General features: G+C 65.6%; 22 protein-coding genes. 11 read left to right on the forward strand and 11 right to left on the reverse strand.

Going from position 1 to position 22551, the window contains the following annotated elements; translation table 11 throughout:
- Positions 1–156 precede the first annotated feature (156 nt).
- Positions 157–651, forward strand: coding sequence for a DUF3093 domain-containing protein (locus tag CH268_RS17905; RefSeq protein WP_032370616.1), 495 nt, complete (start codon positions 157–159; stop codon positions 649–651).
- Positions 652–737: 86 nt separating this feature from the next.
- On the opposite strand, the gene CH268_RS17910 is transcribed toward CH268_RS17905, so the two are convergent.
- A complete protein-coding gene (locus CH268_RS17910) occupies positions 738–1040 on the reverse strand; it encodes a DUF4193 domain-containing protein (RefSeq protein ID WP_027496891.1) in 303 nt (100 codons plus the stop codon).
- Positions 1041–1583: 543 nt separating this feature from the next.
- On the opposite strand from CH268_RS17910, the gene cei reads away from it, so the two are divergent.
- Positions 1584–2264: an envelope integrity protein Cei gene (gene cei, locus CH268_RS17915; RefSeq protein WP_027496890.1), complete on the forward strand. Its 681-nt coding sequence runs from the start codon at positions 1584–1586 to the stop codon at positions 2262–2264.
- Positions 2265–2312: 48 nt separating this feature from the next.
- Here cei and CH268_RS17920 read toward each other — a convergent pair whose 3' ends face one another.
- The gene (locus CH268_RS17920) at positions 2313–3212 is read right to left on the reverse strand and encodes an inositol monophosphatase family protein (RefSeq protein WP_441346982.1); all 900 of its coding nucleotides are present in this window, start codon (positions 3210–3212) and stop codon (positions 2313–2315) included.
- A gap of 198 nt (positions 3213–3410) precedes the next feature.
- Here CH268_RS17920 and ppgK point away from each other — a divergent pair, with 198 nt between their 5' ends.
- Positions 3411–4235, forward strand: a complete 825-nt coding sequence (gene ppgK, locus CH268_RS17925; RefSeq protein ID WP_048318496.1) for a polyphosphate--glucose phosphotransferase — start codon at positions 3411–3413, stop codon at positions 4233–4235.
- 160 nt (positions 4236–4395) lie between these two features.
- The gene (locus tag CH268_RS17930; protein WP_032365052.1) at positions 4396–5724 is read left to right on the forward strand and encodes an RNA polymerase sigma factor; all 1329 of its coding nucleotides are present in this window, start codon (positions 4396–4398) and stop codon (positions 5722–5724) included.
- A gap of 78 nt (positions 5725–5802) precedes the next feature.
- Here the strand turns inward: CH268_RS17930 and CH268_RS17935 are convergent, their stop codons facing one another.
- A complete protein-coding gene (locus CH268_RS17935; RefSeq protein ID WP_032370442.1) occupies positions 5803–6162 on the reverse strand; it encodes a DUF952 domain-containing protein in 360 nt (119 codons plus the stop codon).
- A gap of 71 nt (positions 6163–6233) precedes the next feature.
- Entirely contained in the window at positions 6234–7163 is a 930-nt protein-coding gene (locus tag CH268_RS17940; RefSeq protein WP_094665325.1) for an EamA family transporter, read from the reverse strand.
- A gap of 233 nt (positions 7164–7396) precedes the next feature.
- Between CH268_RS17940 and CH268_RS17945 the strand changes: the two genes are divergently transcribed.
- Positions 7397–7591, forward strand: a complete 195-nt coding sequence (locus CH268_RS17945) for a DUF7455 domain-containing protein (protein WP_027496884.1) — start codon at positions 7397–7399, stop codon at positions 7589–7591.
- A 148-nt stretch (positions 7592–7739) separates the two neighbouring features.
- Here the strand turns inward: CH268_RS17945 and CH268_RS17950 are convergent, their stop codons facing one another.
- A complete protein-coding gene (locus tag CH268_RS17950; RefSeq protein ID WP_032400812.1) occupies positions 7740–9479 on the reverse strand; it encodes a DEAD/DEAH box helicase in 1740 nt (579 codons plus the stop codon).
- Positions 9480–9670: 191 nt separating this feature from the next.
- Between CH268_RS17950 and CH268_RS17955 the strand changes: the two genes are divergently transcribed.
- Entirely contained in the window at positions 9671–10735 is a 1065-nt protein-coding gene (locus CH268_RS17955; protein WP_045841788.1) for a YihY/virulence factor BrkB family protein, read from the forward strand.
- A gap of 38 nt (positions 10736–10773) precedes the next feature.
- Here CH268_RS17955 and CH268_RS17960 read toward each other — a convergent pair whose 3' ends face one another.
- Entirely contained in the window at positions 10774–11010 is a 237-nt protein-coding gene (locus tag CH268_RS17960; protein ID WP_027496881.1) for a DUF3039 domain-containing protein, read from the reverse strand.
- Positions 11011–11101: 91 nt separating this feature from the next.
- On the opposite strand from CH268_RS17960, the gene CH268_RS17965 reads away from it, so the two are divergent.
- The 3 genes from CH268_RS17965 (at position 11102) to CH268_RS17975 (ending at position 14138) form a co-directional block, all read left to right on the forward strand.
- Complete coding sequence (locus CH268_RS17965) at positions 11102–11470, forward strand: DUF3099 domain-containing protein (RefSeq protein WP_027496880.1); 369 nt, start codon at positions 11102–11104, stop codon at positions 11468–11470.
- A gap of 45 nt (positions 11471–11515) precedes the next feature.
- Positions 11516–12997: a N5-glutamine methyltransferase family protein gene (locus CH268_RS17970; RefSeq protein WP_094665404.1), complete on the forward strand. Its 1482-nt coding sequence runs from the start codon at positions 11516–11518 to the stop codon at positions 12995–12997.
- A 169-nt stretch (positions 12998–13166) separates the two neighbouring features.
- Positions 13167–14138 (forward strand): sigma-70 family RNA polymerase sigma factor, encoded by a 972-nt coding sequence (locus CH268_RS17975; protein WP_027496878.1) that lies wholly within the window; start codon positions 13167–13169, stop codon positions 14136–14138.
- A 138-nt stretch (positions 14139–14276) separates the two neighbouring features.
- Here CH268_RS17975 and CH268_RS17980 read toward each other — a convergent pair whose 3' ends face one another.
- Both CH268_RS17980 and CH268_RS17985 read right to left on the reverse strand, forming a co-directional pair.
- A complete protein-coding gene (locus tag CH268_RS17980) occupies positions 14277–16934 on the reverse strand; it encodes a bifunctional acetate--CoA ligase family protein/GNAT family N-acetyltransferase (RefSeq protein ID WP_027496877.1) in 2658 nt (885 codons plus the stop codon).
- Positions 16935–16998: 64 nt separating this feature from the next.
- A complete protein-coding gene (locus tag CH268_RS17985; protein ID WP_048318380.1) occupies positions 16999–18267 on the reverse strand; it encodes an acetoin utilization protein AcuC in 1269 nt (422 codons plus the stop codon).
- Positions 18268–18452: 185 nt separating this feature from the next.
- Here CH268_RS17985 and CH268_RS17990 point away from each other — a divergent pair, with 185 nt between their 5' ends.
- Both CH268_RS17990 and galE read left to right on the forward strand, forming a co-directional pair.
- Positions 18453–19139 carry a metal-dependent transcriptional regulator gene (locus CH268_RS17990; RefSeq protein WP_027496875.1) on the forward strand — a complete coding sequence of 229 codons (687 nt, stop codon included), beginning with the start codon at positions 18453–18455 and terminating at the stop codon, positions 19137–19139.
- Between the two features lie 46 nt (positions 19140–19185).
- On the forward strand, positions 19186–20166 hold the full coding sequence (galE, locus tag CH268_RS17995) for a UDP-glucose 4-epimerase GalE (RefSeq protein ID WP_027496874.1): 981 nt from the start codon (positions 19186–19188) through the stop codon (positions 20164–20166).
- Positions 20167–20178: 12 nt separating this feature from the next.
- Here galE and CH268_RS18000 read toward each other — a convergent pair whose 3' ends face one another.
- The 3 genes from CH268_RS18000 to CH268_RS18010 all read right to left on the reverse strand — a co-directional run.
- Positions 20179–21294 (reverse strand): DUF4192 domain-containing protein, encoded by a 1116-nt coding sequence (locus CH268_RS18000; protein WP_045841790.1) that lies wholly within the window; start codon positions 21292–21294, stop codon positions 20179–20181.
- A 169-nt stretch (positions 21295–21463) separates the two neighbouring features.
- The gene (locus CH268_RS18005; RefSeq protein WP_371129016.1) at positions 21464–22138 is read right to left on the reverse strand and encodes a DUF5642 family protein; all 675 of its coding nucleotides are present in this window, start codon (positions 22136–22138) and stop codon (positions 21464–21466) included.
- A 145-nt stretch (positions 22139–22283) separates the two neighbouring features.
- A partial coding sequence (locus CH268_RS18010; RefSeq protein WP_141215057.1) for an MBL fold metallo-hydrolase occupies positions 22284–22551 on the reverse strand: 268 nt, incomplete at its 5' end.

Consider the following 22551-nt stretch of genomic DNA (forward strand, 5'->3'; position numbering starts at 1 on the left):
ACTTCGTCACTCACGTCGAACGAGACTACGCTGATCTGCTTCGCCGTCGGCGCGGCGACTACCCTGGGTGGGGTGACTGCAGATCGACAGGCCGATCGGGCGAACCCCGAGTCCGACGACCCCACCTCGCGTGCCGGTTCCCCCGGCTCGGAGTCGGTGCTCTACGCCGAACGACTGTGGGTACCCCTCTGGTGGTGGGTGGCCGGCGCAGCGCTGGCGGTACTACTCGCAGCGGAGGTACACATGGGTGCCCCCGGTGTTCGCGCCTGGCTGCCCTACGTGTTGCTCCTGCCCCTGGTCGCCTGGGCTCTCGTGGCGTTCAGCAGGTTACGTGTGCAGGTGGTGGCCACCGATCCGAGCTCTGACTCGACCGGGTCGTCGTCCGCCGGCCTCGAACTACGGGTCGGCAAAGCGCATCTGCCTCTCGACGTCGCGTCCAAGGCAGCCGTGGTGCCCGCGACAGCAAAAAGTGCGGCGCTGGGAAGGCAGCTGGACCCGCTTGCCTTCGTACAGCACCGCACCTGGGTGAAACAGATGGTGATCGTCGTACTGGACGACCCGGACGACCCGACGCCCTACTGGTTGATCAGCACCAAGCGGCCGGAGGATCTACTCGCCGTGCTCAGTGCCCACGGCGTGGAAGCTCGCTGACCCAGCCGTCGGGCTCTCGCTGCGAAACCTCACTGCCCGGCCGCTCGGCCGGGCATCGCCTGCCCTCGATCAGGGCTTGCCGTCGATCAGGCAGCGCAGTCCCGGCACATGAGGACGCCGTTGGCATCGCTGGCCAGTCGACTGCGGTGGTGCACCAGGAAGCAGCTCGAACAGGTGAATTCGTCCGCCTGCTTGGGAACCACCCGGACCGAAAGCTCTTCGCCGGACAGGTCGGCACCCGGGAGCTCGAAGGACTCGGCGGTGTCTGACTCGTCCACGTCGACGACTGCGGACTGCGCCTCGTTGCGGCGAGCCTTCAATTCTTCGAGAGAGTCCTCCGAGACGTCGTCGGATTCTGTTCTTCTCGGAGCGTCGTAATCGGTTGCCATTGTTCTCGTAACCCCTCATCTTCGTACGTGTGTGGTGGAAGCTGCCGGTGTGGTCGGCTTGTGGCCGTCGGCTGTGAAGAGGGCGCTTGCTCGCTCCCACCGATTTGATTCTCGATCGAACAGGTTCATCACGCGGTGCCGGAAACTACACCGGGTAGTTCCCGAATTCCGCCGGTTGAAACTCGATCGAGATTTCGCTCACCTGATCGACGATTCACCGGCAGCTTTCTGTTTCTTAAGCACTGCGGCCGCCAGACAATAGCCGACGCCGACCCCAAAGCCGAAACCGAATCGCCGATCACTTGATTGCCTCCGTGCACGCCGCATCAACACCGAGATCACCGGCTTCATTCCGCAGTCCGCAGAAGCAGTTCTGCTGCTGGTTTTCGCGGTGCAAACGGGTCGCGTGCACTGCTTTCGGCGAGCTCGCGGCCGAGTGTGCCGTCGCCGAGGACCGCGGGCATCTACAGTAGGCACGCGTCGGTGTGAACCGACTCCGTGTACCGGTCTCGGCGACTGCCGACGGAAAGGCGAAGAATCACTGTGGTTTCTCTGATCACCGAAGGCCAGCCGGTCGACGACCGCGGCCGTCCGTTCCGTCGACGCCGCGCACTTCCGATCATCGCCGTGTTCGCAGTACTCGCTCTGCTCGCCGTGGTCGTGTGGGTCAAGGTGTTCACCACCACCGAGACGACATCGGCCACTGCCGAATGCAACACCCCGACCACGACCGCTGCCACCGACGGAACGCAGCCGGTTGCCCTCGGCGAGGAAGTCGACCCGACGACACTTCTCGACGTCGAGCCTGCCGCCCTGTCGGCATCGAAGGTACGAGTGTTCAACGCCAACGGCGAACGCGGCCAAGCTGCACACGTGGCGGCTCAGCTCAGTGACTACGGCTTCGCGAGTGCTCCGGACGTGCAGGTGGGCAACGATCCCGTCTACGTCGACCAGAACATGCAGTGCCAGGGCCAGATCCGATTCGGATCCGCGGGTATCGGTGCCGCGAGCGCAGTGTGGCTCCTCGCACCGTGTGCAGAACTCATCGAGGACTCGAGGACCGACGACTCGGTGGATCTGGCACTCGGCACCTACTTCAGCGAGATTCAGCCGAACGACGACGCAGAGGAAGTGCTACGCACGCTGGCGGGCGCAGCACCCGGTGCCGCGCCGCAGCCCCTCGACCCCGATCTGCTCGCCGCCGCGCGTCAGTCTCGTTGCTGAGTCGATCGCGCTGCTGAGACGATCGCGCTACTGAGTCGGACCAGTCCGTCAGCTCGGAATCGGATCGAGTGCGCCGACGAGTCGTAGGGCGGCAGTCAGGGGTTCGGCGATTCCCGGGGCCATCGCCACGGTGACGACCCCGTCCGCACTCGACGACGTCGCTGCGGGCACATCGACGAGGGCTCCGGCCTCGGCAGCGATCAGCGACCCCGCCGCCCAGTCCCACGGGCTGAGCCCGTGCTCGAAGTGTGCGTCGACGGCACCGGACGCGACCATGCACAGATCCAGTGCTGCAGAACCGATTCGGCGAATATCTCGCACCTTCGGCAGCAGTTCGGCGATGATCGCGCCCTGCGCCGCGCGGCGTCGTGATCCGTACCCGAATCCGGTGGCCAGCAACGTCATCGACAATTCGGTCACACCCGAACACTGCAGCCGTTCGATACGACCGTCTGCGTACCGAGCCGTCGAACCGTGCCCCTGCGCGGCCGAATAGACCACATCGCGGGCCACGTCGACGACGGCCCCTGCCACGCTCACTCCGTCGATCTGCGCGGCGACAGAGACCGCGTACGCGGGAATGCCGTACATGAAATTGACGGTTCCGTCGATCGGATCCAGCACCCACCGAACTCCGTCGACGGATTCGTCTCCGCCACCTTCCTCCTCACCGAGGACGGAATCGGTGGGACGCAGCTGCGCCAACAATTCGCGAAGAACACGTTCGGTTTCGGTGTCCACGACGGTGACCGGATCGGTCGGTGTGCTCTTGGACTGCACGGCAGCTGCCTCCGCAGCGGGACTGCCACCGAACACCTGCGGACGACGCGTTCGCACGTGTTCGGCTGCCTCCGTGGCAACCCGAACGGCGACCCCGCGCAGTGCCTCCACATCACGTGTCGTCGGTTCGGTATCCGACCGTTCTACGGTTGCCGGCGTCTGGGGCAATTGCTCAGTGGCGGTGTGGGTCTGCGTTCCGTCATGTTTCGACACGCGTACATCGCAACACACTTCGGCAGTGCGACACCACCGAAGCACTCGGCTCGCCGTCCGCTGCAGCGTCGGCGTCCCGTCGACGAACGGTCGGCACTATTGTTCCGAAGCGACGGCACACACGAATTCGATCAGGCCAGGAGCGGCATCGACATGACACAGCCAGGTTCGGACAACAGCACCGCGGCGACGGCCGAGCGTCACGGGTTCGGCGTCGACGTCGGTGGCAGCGGCATCAAGGGCGGCATCGTCGACCTGAACACCGGTGAGCTCGTGGGCGATCGCTACAAGATCGAGACGCCTCAGCCCTCGACCCCCGACGCCGTCGCGCGGACCGTGGCCGAGATCGTCGCGCATTTCGAGTGGACCGGACCGATCGGCGTCACTCTGCCCGCGGTGGTCACCAACGGTGTGGCTCGTTCGGCCGCCAACATCGACAAGAGTTGGATCGACACCGATGCGCGCGCACTGTTCGCGAAGGCCATCGGAAACGAGAACATCACCGTCCTCAACGACGCGGATGCCGCCGGGGTCGCCGAGGACAAGTACGGCGGCGGCAAGGGCAAGGACGGGGTCGTCGTTCTGCTCACGTTCGGCACCGGCATCGGTTCCGCCGTTCTGCACAACGGAGTTCTGCTGCCGAACACCGAATTCGGACACATGGAGATCGGCGGCAAGGAAGCCGAGCATCGCGCGGCGTCCTCGGTGAAGGAGAACAAGGGGCTGTCCTACAAGGAATGGGCCAAAGAGGTCTCCACCGTGCTCGCGACGTTCGAGGCGCTGCTGTGGCCCGACCTGTTCATTGCCGGTGGCGGAATCAGTCGCAAGAGCGAGAAGTGGATTCCGCACCTGACCAACCGAACTCCGGTGGTCCCCGCGACCCTGCTGAACACGGCGGGGATCGTCGGAGCGGCCCTCGCTGCGGACAGTGCCGTCGCGTCCGCCGAGACCGGTACATCGGCTGGATCACCGCACTGACACGCGGTGTCGCCACCTGCGAAGGACGAGGGTAGGTAACAAACTCCTGAGAGGTCGTTACAATGGTGTGTGCCGGTACGCAGCCGGCCGAATCCGAAGACCTCTCCGCCGGAAACAACTCTGGCGTGACGCCGCACGACTTCGTCACGAAAGGGCGTACGTGGCAGCCACCGATATCCGTCAGACCGTAGATTCCGAACCTGGAACTGCGACACCTGAACCTGCTGTCAAGGCACCCGCCGCGAAGGCACCGGCTAAGAAGGCACCGGCCAAACGCGCCGCCGCCAAGAAGGCACCGGCCAAGAAGGCCGCAGCGAAGAAGACAGCAGCTCCCGCCACCGGCGATGACGTCGACGAGAGCACCCCGGGAATCGAAGACATCGACATCTCCGAAGGTGATCTTGCCGCCGCAGCGAACGACGTCGTCGAGGTCGTCGCCGCAGGCGACGACACCGAAGAAGACGCAACGAGCGAGCCGACTGCCGAGGACAAGGCTTCCGGCGACTTCGTCTGGGACGAAGAGGAATCCGAAGCCCTGCGTCAGGCCCGCAAGGACGCCGAGCTCACCGCATCAGCGGACTCGGTTCGCGCGTACCTCAAGCAGATCGGCAAGGTCGCCCTCCTCAACGCCGAGGAAGAGGTCGAGCTCGCCAAGCGCATCGAGGCAGGACTGTTCGCCGTCGAGAAGATGCGCGAGTCCGCGGAGAAGGGCGAGAAGCTCCCCGTCGCCCAGCGGCGTGACATGACCTGGATCTGCCGTGACGGCAACCGCGCCAAGAACCACCTGCTCGAGGCAAACCTCCGCCTCGTCGTCTCGCTGGCCAAGCGCTACACGGGCCGCGGCATGGCGTTCCTGGATCTCATCCAGGAGGGCAACCTGGGTCTGATCCGCGCGGTCGAGAAGTTCGACTACACCAAGGGCTACAAGTTCTCGACGTACGCCACCTGGTGGATCCGCCAGGCCATCACCCGTGCCATGGCAGACCAGGCCCGGACCATTCGTATCCCGGTGCACATGGTCGAGGTCATCAACAAGCTCGGACGCATCCAGCGTGAGCTCCTGCAGGATCTGGGCCGCGAGCCCACTCCGGAGGAACTCGCCAAGGAGATGGACATCACGCCCGAGAAGGTGCTGGAGATCCAGCAGTACGCTCGCGAGCCGATTTCCCTCGACCAGACCATCGGTGACGAGGGTGACAGCCAGCTCGGGGACTTCATCGAGGACTCCGAGGCTGTCGTCGCGGTCGACGCGGTGTCGTTCACGCTTCTGCAGGATCAGCTGCAGTCGGTGCTCGAGACGCTCTCCGAGCGCGAAGCAGGCGTAGTTCGCCTCCGCTTCGGCCTCACCGATGGACAGCCCCGCACCCTCGACGAGATCGGGCAGGTGTACGGAGTCACCCGCGAGCGAATTCGTCAGATCGAGTCCAAGACGATGTCGAAGCTGCGGCACCCGTCGCGGTCCCAGGTTCTGCGCGACTACCTGGACTGACAATCTTCGAACGACAAGCGACCGTCGATCTTCGGATCGGCGGTCGCTTCTCGTTGCTGGCGACTGCCAGGCTTTCGGTCAGAGCACGGGCGTCCCGAAATCCCCGGCTGGCCCCGGTCGGTACTCGACGGCGGCAGTGACGGCCTCGAGCGGTAGCGGTCCGTACAGGTGCGGAAACAGCATCGACTGCGGGTCGGACGGCACACCCGGCTCCCACTGCACCGGCGCACTCAACCGCGCTGGGTCCAGCGCCAGCAGCACCAGATCGGTGCGTCCTGGGAAGAGCCGGTTCGCGGGCAGATGCACCTGCTCGGGCGTGGAGAGGTGAACGAAACCCAGTTCGGCGAACGACTCCGGCGTGTACTCGGTACCGCCCCGGATTCGCGACCACTCCTCCGTGGTGCACAGATGTACGAGGACGTCGGTTCGTTCGGTCACACCGCCATTGTGCCGGGTTCTCGGGGCCTCGTGTCCCCTACCCCGCGCGTTCCCGAGCCGTGTCCTGGAAGTCAGGGCGGGGGCAGCGTGGGCGCCCCACCGCGCGTTCGGCCCGGCAGGCCACCGAGCACCACTGCGGCGATAACGGCAAGGATTCCCAGGGACTCGAGCAGCGTCGGCACCTGGGTCAGCACCACGGCACCGACGACAGTCGCGGTCGCGGGCAGCAACGCCAACAGCAACGCGAAGCGAGCCCGACCCACTCGGACCAGGACGTACTGGTCGAGAACGTACGGAACGACGCTCGACAACAATCCGACGCCCAGGCCCAGAACCCAGATGCGCCAGTCGCTCAGAACGTCGGTGTGCGCGAATGCGAACGGTGCGAACAGCGGCACGGCGAGAACCACCGATGCGATTCCGAAACCGGCGGCCATGTCGTCGAGCCCCTGCCCGGCGTCGGCCACGGACTTGCCCAGCACGATGTACGCCGCCCACAGAGCCGCCGAACCGAGCGCGAACGCGATTCCGATCAATCCCACCTCGCCGCCCTCGAACTGAGCCGATGCGATGGCAGCAACGCCCGCAACCACCAGAACGACCGCGAGTGCATCGGTGAGCTTCCGAGATCCTGCTGCGGCGACGACGATCGGGCCCAGAAACTCGATGGCGACCGCCGCACCGAGGGGCAGCCGAGCGATGGCCTCGTAGAACATCACGTTCATGCCGATGGTGGCCGCTCCGAACGCGGCAGCGGTCACCGCGCGTCGTACCGTCCATACGGATCCGGCACCGCCGCGTCGACGCCACGGCCTACGCCAGGCGATCAGGACGACAGCGGCACCGAAGCCCCGCAGCCAGGCCACCGCAGCCGGGTTCACCGTGTCGAACAGGAACACTCCGATGGCCGCACCGACGTACATGCATACGGCACCGATCACGAACAGCGACGGGATACCCAGCCTCGAAGCGCCGGACAGCGAGAGAGAAGTCGAAGCCACACCGGGACCCTACTGCCGCCACCCGTCCGATTCCGTATCAGCTGTCAGCGAACAGGATCCACGGCGTTCCTGCTCGTAGGACATGTTTCGTGTTAGTGACAACACAAAGAAACGCGCTCGGGAACAACGCGTGACCGCCATACGTCTGACAGAGTGAACGAACCGCGCCATACCGACGCGGCGGACCGGCCCCAGGCGAACGGGACATACCCGCAAGCCAGTACGGAGGAGTCATGCCCGGAACATTGACCAGCCCACAATTGACAGCAGCGGACCGGTGCGACCGGTGCGGTGCAGGGGCTCGCGCGCGTGTCGTGCTCTCGACCGGTGGAGAGCTTCTCTTCTGCGGTCACCACGCCACCGAGCACGAAGCCCGCTTGCGTGAAGTGAACGCAACGGTGATGACCGAATCGGACTCCACGGTGTAACCCACCGACTCGTCGGGGGACGCCAGTTCGCCACAGCTGTACCGATACAACTGCATCAACGCACGATCACAACGACGGACGGTCTCTGGACCGTCCGTCGTTGTCGTGTCACCGGCACAGTCCGCCGGCAGCGCTCGTCCGTCGGGTGCTACATTTTGCGCAACTGCGCGATTCGCTCACCCAGCTGCTCCGCCGATGCCATCGCCGTCGGCGGGCCACCGCAGATTCGACGCAGATCGCCGTGAATGACGCCGTGCGGCTTCCCCGTCCGGTGGTGGTACACCGCAACCAAACTGTTCAATTCCCGCCTCAGGCCGGCCAACTGGCCGGCACTGGTGGCCCTGTCGTTGACGACGGCAGGCGCGGGGACCGCCGGGCCCGGAGCGGGTTTGTCGATCTGCTCCTGCTGACGCTGGCGAAGCAGGTCGCGCATCTGCGTCGCGTCGAGCAGGCCGGGGAGCCCGAGATAGTCGGCCTCTTCGTCGCTGCCCGAGAACGTCGCGGTCCCGAACGAGGACCCGTCGTAGATCACCTGATCGAGCTCGGCATCCGCGCCGAGGGAGGTGTACGCCTTCTCTTCCTCGCCCAGCTCGTCTTTCTGCTTGTTGGCGTCGGCCAGCAGCTCGTCGTCGAAGCCGTCCTTCTCGCGGTGGGGCTTGCCGAGAATATGGTCGCGCTGAGCCTCGAGCTGTGAGGCGAGGTCGAGCAGGACCGGTACCGACGGCAGGAAGACGCTCGCCGTCTCGCCCTTACGGCGTGATCGCACGAAACGGCCGATTGCCTGCGCGAAGTACAGCGGAGTGGATGCACTGGTGGCGTAGACGCCGACGGCGAGACGCGGAACGTCGACACCCTCGGACACCATGCGAACGGCAACCATCCACCGCTGATCACTCTTGCCGAACTCGGCGATACGAGCCGAGGATGTGGGGTCGTCGGAGAGGACGAGCGTCGGCGTCTCCCCCGTGATCACCTCGATCAGCTTGGCGTAGGCCCGCGCCACCGTCTGGTCGGTCGCGATCACGAGACCACCTGCGTCGGGCATACCGCCCGACCGCAACTGTGCCAATCGTGTGTTCGCAGCCAACAGCACCGCGGGCATCCAGTCGCCCTGCGGGTCGAGGGCGGTACGCCATGCCCGTGCGGTCTGCTCCGCATTCAGCGGCTCGCCCAACCGAGCGGTGTACTCCTCGCCTGCGCTGTCCCGCCACCGTGCCTCCCCGGAATACGCGAGGAAGACGACCGGGCGAACGACACCGTCGGCGAGGGCGTCGGAGTAGCCGTACGCGTGATCGGCCTTCGACCGCATCAGGCCGTCCTGATCCGGTTCGTAATTGACGAACGGAATGGGACTGTCGTCGCTGCGGAACGGAGTACCCGTCAACGCAAGGCGTCGGGTGGCGTCGCCGAACGCCTCGCGGATGCCCTCGCCCCAGCTCTTCGCGTCACCACCGTGGTGGATCTCGTCGAGGATCACCAGAGTCTTGCGGGCCTCCGTGCGCACTCGGTGCTTGAACGGATGCGAGGCGATCTGCGCGTAGGTCACCACCACACCGTGGTAGTCACTCGAGGTCTGCCCGGTCGAGTTGGAGAAGCGTGAGTCCAACGCGATGCCCACCCGTGCCGCCGACTCGGCCCACTGATGCTTGAGGTGCTCGGTGGGTGCCACCACCGTCACCTGATCGACGGTGCGGTGCGCAAGCAGTTCGGCCGCGACGCGCAGGGCGAACGTGGTCTTACCTGCACCCGGGGTCGCCACCGCCAGGAAGTCCTTGGGCGAGGCGACGAGATACTTCGTCAGCGCGCGTCGCTGCCAGGCACGTAGCGGTGCCCCGCCGGCGACGGGCGCAGCCGTCTGATCGGTGGATGGTGGTGTGGGATCGAACATGTCAGCGCTCACTGGCCGCCGGTTCCTGGCATCGATGTAAATTCCTCGCGCTCTCGGTAGCCCTGCAGTGTCCGCCGAGGAGCCTATCGCTCCGTACCGACGGATCCCGCATCGCTGGGGTGATGTCGGACGCGACACGGCGCGTCGGTCGTTAGGCGAAGTCGGCATCGGTCAGGAATGCTGGAGGCACCATGAGCGAGTCTGCAGGCCCAACTCCCACACCGCCGCGATTGTCGGCGAGAAACCCGCTACGTGCGGTGTGGAAAGTGACTCTGCGCACGCTCGGCAAGGCCTGGGACGATTCGATCTTCAGCAAGGCCGCGACCGCCGCCTTCTGGCAGACGCTGTCGCTACCGCCCCTTCTGCTCGGGGTGCTGGGCAGTCTCGGTTTCGTCGGAGGATGGTTCGGCCCCAACACCGTCGACATCATCGAATCGAAGATCATCACCTTCAGCAACACGCTCTTCAGCAGCAGTGTCGTCGATCAGATCATCGCGCCGACCGTCCGAGACGTACTCGCACAGGGCAGTGGCGAAATCGTCTCGGTCGGCTTTCTGCTCTCGCTGTGGGCGGGCTCGTCGGCGATCTCGACGTTCGTGGACTCCATCGTCGAAGCACACGGACAGGCCGACGCGCGAAATCCCGTCTGGCAGCGGTTCTTCGCGCTGCTCCTGTACGTCGGCTTCCTGATCATCGCGGTGTTCGTGCTTCCGCTCGTCGCACTCGGACCGGTGTACGTCCAGCAGATATTGCCCGATTCGTGGCTGACCGTCGGCAGCGAACTCGTCGACTTCCTGTACTACCCGGCCGTCGGCTTGTTGCTGATCATCGGACTGACCACGTTGTACAAGCTGGCGTTGCACACGTCACTGCCCTGGCATCGTCTGCTCGGTGGAGCACTGCTGGCCGGGGTGTTCTTCATGATTGCCAGCGCCGTACTGCGCCGGTACCTGACCTGGGTCACCAGCACCGGCTACACCTACGGTGCGCTGGCAACTCCGATCGCGTTTCTGCTCTTCACGTTCTTTCTCGGCTTCGCCGTGGTCCTCGGAGCCGAGTTCAACGCGACGATCCAGGAGTTCTGGCCGGCCAGAGCAACCCGAATGGATCAAATGCGTGAGTGGCTCGCTGCTCAGGCAGCGGCGGACGACAAGCCGTCGGGACCGGTGACCGCGGTAGCGCGGCGTCTGGCCACAGGCCCGATCAAAGTGGTCGGCGATCGGCAGCGATCCGACCGGCCCGAACCGTCTCAGTGACGGTCGGGTCCGGCGGGGTCACCGTCGGAGGTGAGCCGTCACTCGCCCTTCTTGAGGCCCTCGTAGACCTTCTTGCAGTCCGGGCACACCGGTGAGCCCGGTTTTGCAGACTTGGTGACCGGAAACACCTCGCCGCACAGCGCTACCACATGGGTACCCATGACGGCGCTTTCGGCGATCTTGTTCTTCTTGACGTAATGGAAGAATTTCGGCCGGTCATCGTCGGTGGTTTCGTCCGGAGCGATGTCGGGACGGTCCTTCGTCTGAGTGCTCATGAACACAGATTAATCCGTCGCCACACTGTGTTCGAACCGGTCGCACAGCTCGTCGTATGCAATCTGTGAGCGGTAGTGCCACAGTGGAGGTATGACGAGAACCCCAGGGTTCGACGGAAGCGCGTACAGCGACTCGCCGGATGGGCCCGTCCTGATCACCGAGGCGCAACAGTCGGTGGAAGAGCAGCACAAAGCGCGTGTCCGCAAGTACATGTTCATCATGTCCTTCCGCATACCGGCCTTGGTGCTCGCTGCACTGGCATACGGAATGTGGATGAACCCATGGATATCCATGGCGATCGTCGGTCTGTCCATTCCGCTCCCATGGATGGCGGTGTTGATCGCGAACGATCGGCCGCCGCGTACCAAGGACGAAATGAGCCGGTACGACTACCGGACCATCGACAGTCCGGCCATCGAATCGAGCAATCACCGCGTGATCGAAGCCGGCGAGGACTGACAGGAAGCCGACAGGCGGTGCGACACTTGCTGGGTGAACGCACAGATTTCTCCGTCCCCACTGGTCGCTGCCGCCGCTGCCCTCCGTGAAGCCTTCGATCGCGCGGGTTACGACGCCGACGGCGTCCTGAGGTTGCTGGGCTCCGACGCCCACGCCGCACTGGGACGCAGCGAACCGGTACCGGTCCGCAATGCGAGCCTCGGCGGCGGAGATCTGGGTGTCCTGGTGCGATTGTTCCTGCTGGTCGACGACTGCCCCGAGGACGAGGTCGCGGCCGCTCTCGCACCGCTGACCGTCTCCGAAGCCATCTCGGCCGGCATTCTCACTCGTACCGGATCCACGGTGCGCACCCTGCTCGACATCCGGCCCCTCGACGCCGGGCACGGAACCCGGTGGATCGTCTCCGATCCCGACGGCAGCATGCGCGTCGCCGACACGGCCACCGATCATGTGCTCGGCGTCGGCCAGGCGTCGCTGTCGTTGTTGCGCGGTACACCGACCTCGCCAGTGGACACCGTCCTCGACGTCGGAACCGGATGCGGCGTCCAAGCCGTCCACGCGTGCGACTACGCAACGACGGTCACCGCGACCGACATCAGCCCGCGTTCGATGGATCTGGCGGCAGCGACGACGGCCCTCAACGGTCTCGACGTCGAATTGCTGCACGGTTCGTGGTTCGAGCCGGTGGCCGGACGTACGTTCGATCGGATCGTCGCCAATCCCCCGTTCGTCGTGGGACGAGCCGAAGTACTGCACTCGTACCGAGATTCCGGCCTCGACCTCGACGGTGCGAGCGCATTGATGATCGCCCAGGCACCCGAGCACCTCACCCTCGGTGGGACTGCTGCCATCCTCGCGTCGTGGGTGCACCTCGAGGGCGAGGACTGGCGTACGAGAGTGGCCTCCTGGCTTCCCGCCCACGGCGTCGACGCCTGGGTGGTCGAGCGTGACGTGGCAGACCCCGCTCTGTATGTGGGCACCTGGATGCGCGACGGCGGTTTGGACCCGCGCGACCCCGATGCGGCCGCGGTGGCCCAGTCCTGGCTCGATCATTTCGCCGCCGCGGGTGTCGAGGGCGTCGGTTTCGGGTTCGTCTATCTACGCAAGACGGACTCTCCGACGGATCTGCTGGCCGAGGAGTTGACGCACGGGTTCTCCGACCCGATCGGGAACGAGTCGCTCGAGTATTTCTCTCGGCTCGAGTGGCTCCGTGACAACGACATTCTCGACTCGGTACTGACTCTCGACCCCAACACCGCGCTCGAACGGGTGTTTCTTCCCGGCGACGAGGGCTGGGCTCCGGTGGCGATCCGTGTACACCGGGGAAACGGACCACAGTGGCAGCACGACGTCGACGAGCTCGGTGCCGCGCTTCTGGCGGGCCTGCGTCCGGATGGGCTCGCGGTGGGCGAACTGGTCGAGCTGCTCGCCGCCGCGCACGGTGAGGATGCCGACGAACTGGCGGGGCATGCGGTGACGCTGATGCAGGGTCTGGTGCGGCACGGACTCGTGTTGCCGGCTCGCTGAACGGACCTGGGGCTGCGCTGCCGTTCCCGCTGCGAACGTTCTCAGCAACTTCTCAGGACGGACCCGCCGTATTCCCTGGTCAGGCGGGTATCACAAGGATCGGCGTGGGAACTTATCGGAGCGTCCCGAGCGTTGAACCTGTGAGACACCACCGACCAGGAGGCAAGTCATGACCAGCCCCAGCACCACGATTCGTCCGCGGCCCACCGATGCCGATCTGGACGCCCAGAGCCCAGCAGCCGATCTCGTTCGCGTGTACCTCAACGGCATCGGCCGCACCGCGTTGCTGACGGCTGAAGAAGAGGTCGACCTGGCCAAGAGGATCGAGGCAGGTCTGTACGCCAAGCAGGTTCTCGAGAACACGAAACGGTTGAGCGCAGTCAAGAAGCGCAACCTGGCCATCATCGTGCGGGACGGAAGCGCGGCGCGCAGCCATCTGCTCGAAGCAAACCTCCGGTTGGTCGTCTCGCTCGCCAAGCGCTACACCGGTCGCGGAATGCCGTTGCTCGACCTGATCCAGGAGGGCAACCTGGGCCTGATTCGCGCCATGGAAAAGTTCGACTACGCGAAGGGCTTCAAGTTCTCGACCTACGCAACGTGGTGGATCCGTCAGGCCATCACTCGCGGCATGGCAGATCAGAGCCGAACGATTCGGCTCCCTGTCCACCTCGTCGAGCAGGTCAACAAACTCGCCCGGATCAAGCGGGAGCTGCATCAGCAGCTCGGACGCGAGGCAACCGACGAAGAGCTGTCGAGTGAATCGGGCATCGCAGTGGAGAAGATTGCGGATCTGCTCGACCACAGCCGGGATCCGGTCAGCCTCGACATGCCGGTGGGTAGCGACGAGGAAGCGCCGCTGGGTGACTTCATCGAGGACTCGGAAGCCACGTCCGCCGAGAACGCCGTCATCGCCGGGCTGCTGCACAGCGACGTTCGCGTCGTGCTCGGCACCCTCGACGAACGTGAGCAGCAGGTCATTCGTCTGCGCTACGGCTTGGACGACGGCCAGCCGCGCACCCTCGATCAGATCGGCAAGCTCTTCGGACTGTCTCGCGAGCGCGTGCGTCAGATCGAGCGCGAGGTGATGGTCAAGCTTCGCCAGGGTGACCGCGCCGAGAAGTTGCGTTCGTACGCCAGCTGATTCCGGTTCTCCGACCGGTGGAGCGACGGTGACCACTCCCGTTCGCGCCATCCGACGCGGTGGCCGAACCGACGTTCTTTTCCCCTCGGGACGTCGGCTCGGTCGCCGCTTCTCTCGTTTTCGGCGACACAGTCCTCGTCAACGCAATCGTCGGGGACCGAGGTCTGCCTTCGTCGGTTCGGGCCCGATTCGTACTCGCGCATCGGTGATGTATGCGCCGTCGGCGGATGCCAGCACCGGTTCGCAAGAAATCTCACGGATGTCGGGAATGTCCTCGGCCAGCGCAGATATGCGCTGGACGAGGTCGATCAGCGCACTCTTGTTGACCGGCACGGCGTTTCGGTAGCCCGACAGCAGCGGAGCAGCCTTCGGCGCGTCGATCAACTGTGCCGCTTCGTCCTCGGTCAACGGCAGCACACGGTAGGCACGGTCGCCCAACAGATCCGAGATCACTCCGGCCAGACCGAACGAGATGAGCGATCCGAACGACGGGTCGTCCTGAACCCGCACCACGCAGCCGATTCCCTTGACTGCCATGCGCTGGACGTGCAGTAGCGGCTCTCCGGATTCGGCCGCCAGGTTGCGGTATGCCACACGGACTGCCGAGGCGTCGGCGACGTCCAAGCGGACACCGCCCAGATCGGGCCGGTGCCGCCACCGCTTCCCTGTCGCCTTCACGGCAACCGGGTACCCCAGTTCGTCGGCCGCCGCGACGGCCTCGTTCTCGTCGGTGACGGCGCGGAACGCCACGACGTCGAGGCCGTAACAGGCCAACAGTTCGGCAGTCTCGAAATCCGACAGCCAGCGCCCTTGGCCCCCTGCCGAACGCCAATCCCGGACCAGCTGCTTGGCGCGATCGCCGTCGATGCTCTTGGGCCGAACCAGATTCGACACCGGCCGCGAGCGCCAGGACGAATACCGCCACGCGGCGGCGAGTGCCGCCACGGCTCGTTCGGGGCTCGAATACGACGGAACCGAGCCCCGAACCGGGTGCCCGCCGGGCCCGCGTACAGCCAACACATCCGGGATACCTTCGGTGGCAAGGAATGTCGACAGCACCGGCTTGTCGGATCCCCGGACCGCATTGCCCAGCGCAGTCGCGAACGGTTCGACCTCGACCGCGACCGGGGGCACGAACACGACGATCACTGCATCGATGTCGGAGGCGGCCAGTGCCGACGAGACGGCCGCGGCAAAATCCTCGGGACCGGCCTGCGGTCCGACGTCGGTCGGGATATCGGCATGCAAGCCTTTGGCGCGAGCGGCGTCGACGGCCAGGACTCCCAGGGCCGTGGAGTTGCCCACGACGGCCACACGCGGGCCGGCCGGCAAGGGTTGGTTGCCGAACAGTACTGCGCAGTCGAACAGTTCGGAGATGGTGTCGACCTGGATCACTCCGGCTTGGGCGAACAACGCTCGGACGATGGAATCGTCGATGTCGGCACCGATGGCGTGTGCGGGTGGTACGGCTCCGCGGCCGCTCTTGACCGCGATGATCGGCTTGCTGCGCGCGACCCGTCGAGCGATTCGGGTGAATTTGCGGGGATTTCCGAAGCTCTCCAGGTACAGCAGAATCACCTCGGTCGCCGGGTCGGAGTCCCAGTACTGCAACAGGTCGTTGCCCGAGACGTCCGCTCGGTTGCCGGCAGAGACGAACGTCGACAGACCCAGTCGGCGATTGGCTGCCTCGTCGAGAATTGCGATGCCGAGTGCGCCGGACTGGCAGAAGAAGCCGACGTTGCCCGGGGTCGGCAGATGCGGTGCCAATGTGGCGTTCAACCCGAACTCAGGGTCGGTGTTCGCGACGCCGAGCGCGTTGGGCCCGATCAATCGCATCCCGTGGGCACGGGCGGCGAGCACCAGCCTGCGCTCGCTCTCCTGCCCCGCAGGCCCGGTCTCGCCGAATCCACCCGACACCACGAGCAGTGCTTTGACACCTTTGTCCAGGCAGTCGTCGAGCACCGCGTCGATGGCATCGGCCGGAACCGCCGCGATAGCAAGGTCGACCGGGTCCGGGATGTCGTGCACCGTGGCGTACGCACGCACACCGCGCACCGAGCGGTGGTCGGCGTTGACGGGGTACACCGGGCCCGTGAAGTTACCGGCGAGCAAGTTCGCCAGCACCGCGTTGCCCACCTTGGAGCTGTCGGTCGATGCGCCGATGACGGCGACCGATCGAGGGCTGAGTACGTTGCGAACGCTACGGGCCTCGGCTGCGCGCTCGCGAGAGTTCCGCACCGACAGCAACGCCTCGCTCGGATCGATGGCGAATTCCAGCCGCAGGACGCCGCCCTCGAAGGAACGGCTCACCTGATATCCGGCCTCCCGGAACACGGTGACCATGTTGCGGTTCTCGGCCAACACCTCGGCGACGAACATGTTGACGCCGTTCTCGGCGGCCGCACCCGCGAGGTGCTCGAGCAGGATGGGTCCGAGTCCGCGGCCCTGGTGGGCGTCGGCGACGACGAATGCAACCTCGGCCGAGTTGCCGTCGCCCTCGGGTAGCCGCTCGTACCGGCCGACCGCGATGATGTCGTCGCCCAGTACTGCAACGAAGGCCACACGGTCGTGATGGTCGACAGTGGTGAAGTTCAGAACGTCCCGCTGCGGCATCGTCGGATAGGGGCCGAAGTACCTAAGGTATCTGGTGCGCTCCGACAGTCGTCCGTGAAAAGCCACGATGGCCTCGGAGTCCGAGGGCACGATGGGCCGCAGGTGCACGACGCCGCCGTCCGACGTCAGAACGTCGGCGACCCAGTGCCGCGGAAACTCTGTTTCCGCGCGCTCTCGCGCCAGTTCCTTGCTGCTCTTCTCGTCTGTCGCGGCGGCCTGTTCAGCGGCCGATTCGGTGCCGGTGGAATCAGTCACGCGGGTCCTCCGGATCGAGTCCGAGCAGCGGAAACACTGCTCGACGAGTGGCAATGATGGCCGAGTCGACACGTTCGAGTGCCCGGTCGGTGCCGTCCGTTCCGGCCAACGATCCGCCGGGACCGTCCCAGGCGGGATAGTCGACATCCCCACCGTCGCCCATGGTCTGGGGCAGATCCACGCTCGGTGCCATGGTTCTCACTCGCTCGCGCCAGGTGTCGGGTAGGGGTGCCATCGGATCGATGTCGCGGCCGAGGGCAGCGGCGATCAGATAAGTCCAGGCCCGTGGAACCACCCGGACGAGGCCGTACCCGCCTCCCCCGACGGCCAACCACCGACCCTCCGAGTATCGGTCCGCAAGGTCGCGCATCGCCAGGAAGGCCGCATTCTGCCCGTCGACGGTGAGCGCGAGGTCTGCGAGCGGATCCTCGCGGTGACTGTCGACGCCGCACTGACTGACGATGATCTGCGGCCGGAACGCTCCGATGGCGCCCGGAACGATCGCATGGAATGCACGCAGCCAGAGTCGATCCGCGGTACCGGGCAGCAGCGGGACGTTGATCGAGGAACCCTCGCCGCGTTCGGTTCCTACCTCCGTCGACCATCCGGTGTTCGGCCACAGTGTTGCCGGGTGCTGATGCAACGAAACCGTCAGAACCCGAGGATCACCGAGAAACGCTGCTTGGACGCCGTCGCCGTGGTGTGCGTCGACGTCGATGTAGGCGATGCGATCGAACCCGTTGTCCAGCAACCACGAGATCGCGATGGCGGCGTCGTTGTAGACGCAGAAGCCCGAGGCCCAATCGGCCATCGCGTGGTGCATTCCACCACCGATGCTCACGGCTCTCCTGGCCCGCCCCGACGCGATCTCACGCGCGGCCGCCAAGGAGCCGCCGGTCAGCATCGCGCTGGCTTCGTGCATGTGCTCGAACACCGGGTTGTCGTCGGAACCGAGACCGTGGACGACGTCGTCGGGGTCTCGCAGGGCCGGACCCTGCGACGGCGCGCGCTTGACGGCCTCGATGTACGCGCTGGTATGGAAACGCAGCAGCTCCGAGTCCGGTGCCGCCGACGGTTCGACGAGCTCCACGCCCGCCAACACACCGAGATCGGTGGCGAGGGCCATCGTCAGATCGAGCCGCGTCGGGTTCATCGGATGGTCGTCGCTCCACCGGTAACCGAGATAGTCCGCACTCCACACGACGATGTCCTCGGGACGGTTCGGAATGGATACGGCGGCGCGTGTCGCCTGATCAGACATACGGACAAAACTACGTTGCCGCGCGGGATGGTGTTGCCGGGTTCCGGTGTTGTCTTCGGTACCCGGTTGTGACGCGCCACGGCGAGCGGCTTCCGGGGTTGTGATGCGCCGCGCCCGCCGCCATCGGGTGCAGCGCCGATTCAGAGCCGCTGACGGTAGGATCGAACCCGACGAAGGGGTTGAGTGTGAAGGATCTGGTCGACACCACGGAGATGTACCTCCGGACGATCTACGATTTGGAAGAAGAAGGCGTCATCCCGCTCCGCGCGCGGATCGCCGAGCGGCTGGAGCAGAGTGGTCCCACCGTCAGTCAGACCGTCGCCCGAATGGAGCGCGACGGTCTTCTGTCCGTCGCCGGCGACCGGCATCTGGAGCTGACCGAGAAGGGCCGCAGCCTGGCCGTCGCGGTCATGCGCAAGCACCGTCTCGCGGAGCGTCTGCTCGTCGACATCATCGGACTGCGCTGGGAAGATGTGCACGCCGAGGCGTGCCGTTGGGAACACGTGATGAGCGAGGAGGTCGAGCGCCGGTTGGTCACCGTGCTGAACAACCCGACGACCTCGCCCTACGGTAATCCGATCCCTGGTCTGGCGGAGCTGGGTCTGGGTCAGACGACACTGGCACCGGAGGCTCTCATTCGTCTCACCGACGTCCCGCTCGGCGAGCCTACGGCGGTCGTCGTTCGCCGCTTGGCCGAGCACGTTCAGTCCGACCCCGAGGTCATCGCTCAGCTACGCGAGGCGGGCGTGGTTCCCGACGCCCGGGTTACAGTCGAAGCCAAGCCCGGGTCGGTGACGATCACGGTGCCAGGACACAGTGGTGTCGACATATCCGACGAAATGGCGCATGCCGTTCAGGTGAAGAAGGTCTGATCTCTTCCCACGGACGGCCTCTGCCGCGTGTGAGGGAGATCGAACAGTGAAGCTTCTCGTTACCGGTGGTGCAGGGTACGTCGGCAGTGTGTGCGCGGCGGTACTCGACGAACGCGGCCATGAGGTCGTCGTCGTGGACAACCTGTCCACCGGTAATCGGGATGCCGTTCCCGCCGGGGTCACTTTCGTCGAGGGTGACATCAAAGACGTCGCGGCGGAAGTATTGACGGGCGGCGACTTCGATGCAGTTCTGCATTTCGCAGCGCAGTCGTTGGTGGGCGAGTCGGTTGTGTCGCCGGACAAGTACTGGAGTGGGAACGTAGTGACGTCCCTGGCTCTTCTGGACGCGATCCGGTCCTCCGGCACCCCCAAGTTGGTGTTCTCCTCCACCGCGGCCACCTACGGCGAGCCCGAGAAGACTCCCATCACCGAGGACGACCCCACACGTCCCACCAACCCGTACGGTGCGACGAAACTCGCGATCGACCACGCCATCACCTCGTACGCAGCGGCCTACGGTCTCGCCGCTACCAGTCTGAGGTACTTCAACGTGGCCGGCGCGTACAAGGGTTTCGGTGAGAACCGCGTCGTCGAGACCCATCTCATCCCCCTCGTATTACAGGTCGCCCTCGGTCAGCGAGAGAAGATCTCGGTGTTCGGCACGGACTGGCCCACTCCCGACGGCACAGCCGTCCGCGATTACATCCACGTCGCCGATCTCGCCGAAGCGCACATCCTCGCCGTCGATGCCGCCCAACCCGGTCGGCACTCCATCTACAACCTCGGCAGCGGAACGGGATTCTCCGTCGACGAGGTCATCTCGTCGTGCAAGCGCGTCACCGGACTGCCCATTGCCGTCGAACATGCGCCTCGCAGGCTCGGTGATCCGGCCGTGCTGATCGCATCGAGCGCCCGTGCCGTCGAGGAACTGCATTGGACGCCGGAGTTGACCGATCTCGATCGCATCGTGTCCGATGCGTGGGACTTTCTGCAGCAGCTCGGCGACCGTTCTCACGCGGCTCGCTGAGCAGACTCCAGATCAGCGCCGACCGAACGGGTCGCCCGGTAGCCGAATGCCACAGGCTCGCGCACAGGCGAACCCACTCTCGGCGACTTCGCGAACCAGGGCAGGACTGGCACCGACACCGAGCGACCGGTCCAACAGCGACGCCAAACTGTGGGAGCTGTCTGCCTTCAGGGCCGCATCGATCGCGATTCGGGCCATCGGCCCGTCTCCTCGCACGTAGGCGCTGAACGCGAGAAGTGTTGCTGCTATTGCTCTTTCGCGGTTCGGAACCACACGGACGAGGTGCGCCCAGAATTCCTCGACGATATCTGCATCCTCACCGAGAGTCAGTGCCAGCACCGCGTCCCGGACCTGCACATGCCCGATCGCGACGGCGACCCGCGCGAAGTCGGTGGTCTCGAGCTCGGAGTCGTAGGGAGACCGCGCGAGGTAGGACAACACCGCTGTCAGGTGGTCGGTCAGCGACAGTGCACCGCTGCGCCGAAACTTTGCCATCTCGGCGGCGACTGCCTGCACCGTCTCGACCGGGCCGGGTGCGATGAATTCGGCGAGCTCGTCTCTCGAGCGTCGCACCGGATAGCCGTCCAGCACTCTGGCCACCGTCAGCGGCGATGCCGTCGGATCGGCTATACGACCGTGCTGCCGTGGTCCCTGTAGCGACCACCAGTGCGCGGCATCGGCAATGGCCGAGGTTGCGAAGGCGGCTTCGAGCCGCACACCGAACGTCGGGAGGGTGACCTCGAGCTCGTTCACCAGATCCTGAACGTCGAGTGTGTAGTGCGTTCGCTCGTTGCGGCCGAGTCTGTCGTCGACGAACACAGCGATCACCGAGACGATGTTCTCGAATGCGCAGTAGCCCGCCAGGTAGTCGATGACGTCGAGCATGTCCGGCGTGGCGCGAGTGTCGCTACCCGCACGTCGATCGGTGTGTTCGCCGGCCAGCACGAGGTCGTGCCGCATCGTCGGGCCGATGCTGGTGCCGCCGTCCTCGAGCGCGATCAGCACCATCGATCGATGGGGATCGAAGCCGAGCATCGCCGGGATCGCGGCCAACAGTTCGCTCGCGTCACCGATCCGTACGCGGTGTCGACCGGAGAAGGGGTCGTGGGAGTTCGTCGGTGTGTACATGCCTCGAAGTCTTACGAGGCTCCGTGGTGCCTTCCCGGCTCGACCAGGGGCCGAGCAGCACCCTGTGCATGCCGGACTCTCTGTGGATGAAACGGCGTCCACCCGCCTCCGCCGAGCGGACCGTGTCGGTCCGCTCTGCTAGAGAGGCCGCCACTCCGGCGGGAGAACGTCAGCTCTGGTTCACCTTTTGCACCGCGGCCGTGAACAGCTCGTCCAGCGTCATCGCATCGGGTGTGGCGGACCCGAAGGACATGAATGTCGCCGAGATCCGCACGCCGTCGACCTGCGCCATCAGGGTCAACATCGACTGGGTGACGGCATCCCCGCCGGTGCCCGACGAGACGGTCTGTCGGACGGCGAGTGTGTCGTCAGCGTCTATCGGCGGTGCGGGTGTCAGCGTGGACGTGACCGTGGAGGTGGCACCGGACTTGGTTGCGGTCACTTCGCCGCACTGTTCGAGTTGCTCTTTGCGCGCCGAGAGCGGCTGGTCGACAGCGGTCAGTTCGATGGAGATCGTGGATCGACTGTCGTTGTCGGTGCCGACGATCATCGCCGTACCGGTCGGGCCGAAGTCCTGGTCCGCTGGTTTGCACCCTGCCGGGCTGACCTCGGCGCCGGCCGGTATTCCGCTGAGATCGGGAGCGGCCTGCGAGATGGCCTGCTGCGGCAGCACCAACGCGTCGTACGGGGCCGGGAAGCTCGCCGGGTCGATGAGCAGTGTGTTCAGGTCCGTGCCGGGCTGCGATGCGGTGGTGCCACCGGCGGTGGGCTCGGCTGTTCCGGTGACGGTGGAGCTGCACCCCACCAGCACGAATGCTCCGATCGCCGCCGACGTGGCAGCGATGGTCAGGCGGGTCTGTGCGGCGCGGCTCACGTGAAGTCCTCTTCGAGTTCGTGGGGACGCCGCAGCGAGCGCTTCGGCGTCCCCACCACTGTCTCATTCCACCTACCTCGAACGCGGCAGGCGAGCTACGGCAGTGTCGTCGGTGTCAGTTCCCGCGGGCGATCCATTCCTCGAGGTGCGGGGACTCGTCCCCGATACTCGTTCCGTCTCCGTGCCCGGTGTTGACCCGGGTCTCGGCGGGCAACGCGAACAACCGATCCCGAATCGAGCCGATGATCGTCGGGAAATCCGAATACGACCGCCCCGTCGCCCCTGGCCCACCGGAGAACAACGTGTCCCCCGAGAACAACTGACCCGCCTCGGGCAGATACAGACAACTCGACCCCGGCGAATGACCGGGAGTATGCAACGCC

It is taken from the genome of Rhodococcus sp. 06-1460-1B (assembly GCF_002258475.1).
Classification (GTDB): domain Bacteria; phylum Actinomycetota; class Actinomycetes; order Mycobacteriales; family Mycobacteriaceae; genus Rhodococcoides; species Rhodococcoides fascians.

Excerpts from the sequence above, each read along its gene's own strand:
- CH268_RS17985 (WP_048318380.1), bottom strand. The coding sequence starts at position 18,267 with ATGTCTGATCAGGCGACACGCGCCGCCGTATCCATTCCGAACCGTCCC.
- CH268_RS17955 (WP_045841788.1), top strand. The coding sequence starts at position 9,671 with ATGAGCGAGTCTGCAGGCCCAACTCCCACACCGCCGCGATTGTCGGCG.
- CH268_RS17910 (WP_027496891.1), bottom strand. The coding sequence starts at position 1,040 with ATGGCAACCGATTACGACGCTCCGAGAAGAACAGAATCCGACGACGTC.
- CH268_RS17950 (WP_032400812.1), bottom strand. The coding sequence starts at position 9,479 with ATGTTCGATCCCACACCACCATCCACCGATCAGACGGCTGCGCCCGTC.
- CH268_RS17965 (WP_027496880.1), top strand. The coding sequence starts at position 11,102 with ATGACGAGAACCCCAGGGTTCGACGGAAGCGCGTACAGCGACTCGCCG.
- CH268_RS18000 (WP_045841790.1), bottom strand. The coding sequence starts at position 21,294 with ATGTACACACCGACGAACTCCCACGACCCCTTCTCCGGTCGACACCGC.
- ppgK (WP_048318496.1), top strand. The coding sequence starts at position 3,411 with ATGACACAGCCAGGTTCGGACAACAGCACCGCGGCGACGGCCGAGCGT.
- CH268_RS17960 (WP_027496881.1), bottom strand. The coding sequence starts at position 11,010 with ATGAGCACTCAGACGAAGGACCGTCCCGACATCGCTCCGGACGAAACC.
- CH268_RS17945 (WP_027496884.1), top strand. The coding sequence starts at position 7,397 with ATGCCCGGAACATTGACCAGCCCACAATTGACAGCAGCGGACCGGTGC.
- CH268_RS17975 (WP_027496878.1), top strand. The coding sequence starts at position 13,167 with ATGACCAGCCCCAGCACCACGATTCGTCCGCGGCCCACCGATGCCGAT.